This is a genomic window from uncultured Paraglaciecola sp. (genome assembly GCF_937123705.1).
Lineage (GTDB): Bacteria > Pseudomonadota > Gammaproteobacteria > Enterobacterales > Alteromonadaceae > Paraglaciecola.
On sequence record NZ_CAKZKO010000021.1, the window covers coordinates 1 to 4,310 of the forward strand.

At 41.9% G+C, this 4,310-nt stretch carries 2 protein-coding genes and 2 pseudogenes; 1 reads left to right on the forward strand and 3 read right to left on the reverse strand.

Annotated elements, in window-relative coordinates:
- The 3 genes and pseudogenes from Q0688_RS03180 to Q0688_RS03190 form a co-directional block, all read right to left on the reverse strand.
- Positions 1 to 396, reverse strand: a pseudogene (locus tag Q0688_RS03180) (SH3 domain-containing protein); the annotation flags it as partial.
- A gap of 84 nt (positions 397 to 480) precedes the next feature.
- The gene (locus Q0688_RS03185; protein ID WP_299073111.1) at positions 481 to 675 is read right to left on the reverse strand and encodes a hypothetical protein; all 195 of its coding nucleotides are present in this window, start codon (positions 673 to 675) and stop codon (positions 481 to 483) included.
- Between the two features lie 8 nt (positions 676 to 683).
- Positions 684 to 3,407: a hypothetical protein gene (locus tag Q0688_RS03190; RefSeq protein WP_299073113.1), complete on the reverse strand. Its 2,724-nt coding sequence runs from the start codon at positions 3,405 to 3,407 to the stop codon at positions 684 to 686.
- Positions 3,408 to 4,089: 682 nt separating this feature from the next.
- Here Q0688_RS03190 and Q0688_RS03195 point away from each other — a divergent pair.
- A pseudogene (locus Q0688_RS03195) lies at positions 4,090 to 4,310 on the forward strand (hypothetical protein); the annotation flags it as partial.

The window sequence follows — 4,310 nt, forward strand, 5'->3', positions numbered from 1 at the left end:
ATTTTGGCCCAGGTAATAACGCACACCTAAGCCTGCAGCCAGTAAGTCACTGGTGCGAGCTTCGTCACCACTTTGCACTAAGTTTGCTCTTGGTTTAGTGCGAATTTGCCCTGCACCTAAAGTTACATAAGGTGACAACTGCCATTCTGGAAAAGCCGAATGTTGCACTCGCACTAAAAAAAACTGATTTTCTGATAAATCACCCAATGCCTGAGAAATACTTACCCCAGCACTGAGGTTTTCGGTGGCAATCCAATCAGCGAATACCGTCATTGCAGGCACCCCTTCAAACGAACCACCCAAAGCACCAAACTCAATATTACGCTGTGCAAATGAATCAAACGAACCATCGGCTAATTTAACGGCTTGCCCGGTACTGCTTAATGTTAAATGCAATGCTTGTTGTTTTATCCAACCTTGGAGCCCTTTATTGGTTTCAACTTTAAACCAGTTGGTACGGCGTTTTAAAACCGTAATCCATTAATCTTTTTCAGCAACATGAATTACAGGAAATCCACCAGCAGGCCCCGAATGAAATTCAATATAAGGTTCTTTGACCTGCACTTGAATCACTTCATCTGCTCTAGCAACTGACATTAATACTGTTGATGTCAGGCAAATCCATAACATCAATCTAAGTGGGGTTACAAAACGTTCAATTAGCTGTTTTAACATCAATATCATCAGTTTAAAGGTGCTTCAAAAGGGTTATTGTAATACTGACCACCTATATCTAACCACTCTGATATTAACTTTAATTCCACCGGCGTGAGCCACCCAGCATGACTACCACCAATGTTAAATGGGTTGAAGAATCTATTACTAGCTCGGGAACCACCTGTCGACATACTATTTGCCACGCCAACGGTGCGAGTAACTGGTATAGGGTTGTCTTCTGCATCTAGGATCAGTTCGCCTTCTTCGTCTACTTCAAATACAGTGTCGCCATTTTCATCGGTGACTATCACCAGTCTGTCGAGTAAAGTACCTTCAACTAGTTCTTGTTCGTTGTCAGTAAACATCAATTCACGATAGCTAGTCAGAAAGTTAGTATTGTCTGTTGAAATAGAGGCGCGTAAGTCCAATTGTGCTGCTGGTACTTGTGCTAACCCATCTTCTCCTTCTGGCGTATGGCAACTAAGACAACTGTGATCTGACAGTAAAACCACACCATCTTCATCAAAGATTTTTCTATCTAATGAAAATATTGGCTGAATATGCTCTGGAAAATGCACTTGAGTACGGCACAAGTTGGTCCAATTTAAGGCACAGGCTGCGGTGACGGGTAAAGGTGTTTGTAAGTCTGAATAACTATATTCAAAACCCATTTCAGGGGTTTGAACGTTAGGATTACTCCAAATATCGCTAAAAACAATATCGGCGGCGGGATAGTTCACACCATTAATTCTGCCTGCTGTTTGCGCCATGGTATCACCCAAATCGGCAAATAACGCTGGATTGGCATTAGGAAAAGGGCTGCCTGTTGAGGCGGCACCTAAGTTGATACTGTCTGCTTCGGCATCGGCGCGACCGTGTGGCGCTTCGCTATTTCGAGTATGACAACCATTGCAGATTCGCACTTCACCGCTGGCTAGTTGTAGCCAGTTTTGATGTCTAGCACTGATGCGTCTACCTTGTGCATTCAAAATACTAAATGCCAAAGGTACATTAGCGGGGGCGTCAAACATTACTGAACCATCGGGTTCAATGGGGACATATCCAATAATCTCGCGCATCAATTGATTGCGGCTGCGACCAAACGCCGAATTATCAAAATCGCGTACCTCTCGGGTGGGAATTGACACTGCTTTTACCACCCGTAAAAATCTGGCTGGTCGCTCACTAGCTGGGGTTTGAGCGGGGTTAGACATAGCCGCTATGCCTTGTGGAGTAGTGTCAACGCCAGCAAAATCATAGACACTTTTAATATGAACTCTACCTAAGCCTTTGTTAGCTAGGTCTTGCTCAAATACTTCAGCTTGTTGTGAGTCTGCAGGGAATGCACGAGGCTGCATGGCAACCACATCTGTATAATATTGGCCTTCTTCGGGAACATTGATCACCAACTGGGTGTTTTCAAGCGGGTCATACATCCAAATACCAAACAAAGACGGGGCAGATTCTGTCATAGGGTCTGCCAAACTGTCTTCATCACAAGGTAAAATGGTACGCACCTCACCTTCCGCTAATTCTTGTGTAGCGTCATATATTCGGCATTGACTCCAACTAAATAACATTCTTTCGCTGCCATCCCAAAGGGGGTATACCGCAGCAAATTTTCCACCGGGAGAAATGTTGCCATCGATAGTTACATTCTCGAACAACGCCGATTGTTGGGCAGGCCCTGTTAGTCCACTTTGCGACGCGATGGCAGTGTTGTTATCGATATAATTGGCAATATCAATGTTAACGTATTCGCCGCCCCAATCGCTATTTGTAAAAGATCCTAAGGCGGCTAATAACTGGCCATTGGGTTGTTCTGCGATTTGCGTGAATTGTATGGGTTGATTGCTAAGTTCGCTATTATGGCTATGTCTACCATAAACGATTTCTAGGCCACTGCCGTCAGCGTTCATTTGGTAGATATTGATGCTGTTGTTATTGCCCATATTATCCCAGCGGCTAAATAAGATTTTGCCTGAACTGAGCACCATAGGGTTTAGATCGTGACTTTGATTGAAAGATATTTGCTGGATATCACTGCCATCAGCATCCATAACATGGATAACAGATGCCAACTCGCGGCGACTTTCATCCAGTGCTTGATATTGTGGTTTGCCTTCATCTAACAATAAGGCTTGATTGGCTTGTTGTCTGGTGGAGCTAAAAATAATTCGACCATCGGGTAAATAGGCAGGTGATGTATCTTGTCCAAATTCAGCATCTAAGTCAGAACCAATAATTCGTTTTAGGATGTCTGCTGCAAGGTCATATTCCCATATATTCCAGGTGGGTTGCTCGTCGTCATCAGCATCTTCAATTTCAGGCGCGCGCATCGCAAATAACAAAAAGTTGCCATCATATGAAACCATTAAGTCTTTGACGTCATAACCGGCCAAAGGCGATATTTCGGTGGCGCCTAAGATTTGTTCTTCTGTGTAAAACGCTCTATCGGTAATGTTGACTTGGATAGCGTTGGCAGACGCTCTTGGTTTAACAAATAACTGCGCACCGGGGATAAATTGATTGGGAACTCTTAAATCTTCAGTGATTAATTCGTCATTTTCATCTAATGGCGCTGGTCGCTTGATATAAGCAATGGGTACATCCACTACTACAGGGTCGGGTTCTTGCTCGGCCGATAGAATTTGATCGCCACCACAACCTATTAGGCTCACAGTAAGCAGAAAAGCGATGGCTCGCTTCACACTAAATGGGCTAAAGTTAAGTAATGACAAGTAATTCAAGGTAATGTCGCTCTAGTTAATAAAACAAATTTATTTAAGCTAGGTTAACAGTAATAGACACACGCAAAAACTGTCTATTGGCAGCTACCTTTTGCCTATTATTAGGCCATAGATACTCGCACTAAAGGCTTTATTGGGCAATTTTCATATTCATCAATAGGAATATTATTAAATACCTTTTTGCATAGGCCACGAATACTCTGGTCTCAATGACTTGTCCAAAATTAAGAAAATTTTAGTCAAAATCAATTAATAGATGAGTGTATCAAATGACAGACACATAAACACGTCAGCTAAAAACATTTTAACTATTTGATAAATAAAGATTTAGTTAACTTTCAATACAAACCCTATGTACAAAAACAGACTCGATTCATAAATAAAAAGTAGTGGAAAGGTAACAGTAATGGTTATTTCTCATCAACCCAATTTTAAGAATATGGCTGCAAGCGCCGATGTAGTAACACTTTAAATTATTTGGCGTAATTTGTGCTATCGCTTTCAATTGTACTATTACAATGTAAATTACGCACATTAATAACGCCCAATCAATCTAAATACTGCTTTTAGGTATAGATTAGTAAACCTAACTGCTATCAATTGTATTGTTATTCAGATGTTTTTTGGCTAAAACCCATACTAAGCCAAATAAATTGTTACTGGCTGTAAGAGGAGCTCCAATTTGAATTTACCTATCACCCAAATTGGCGGAAGGAAAATCGCTATTCATCGGACATTTGCTTTTGTCCTTTTATTCATCACTTTACAGGCTCATTCGGGTTCAAGAGAACAAGCCAAACGCATTCATGATAGATTGGCTGGTGTGCCACCCAGCAACGCCGTTTTAGATCAAATGCAAGCGTTAATTGACGAAGACAACATCAGTGCCGCTGCCAATATCGC

Excerpts from the sequence above, each read along its gene's own strand:
- Q0688_RS03185 (WP_299073111.1), bottom strand. The coding sequence starts at position 675 with ATGTTAAAACAGCTAATTGAACGTTTTGTAACCCCACTTAGATTGATG.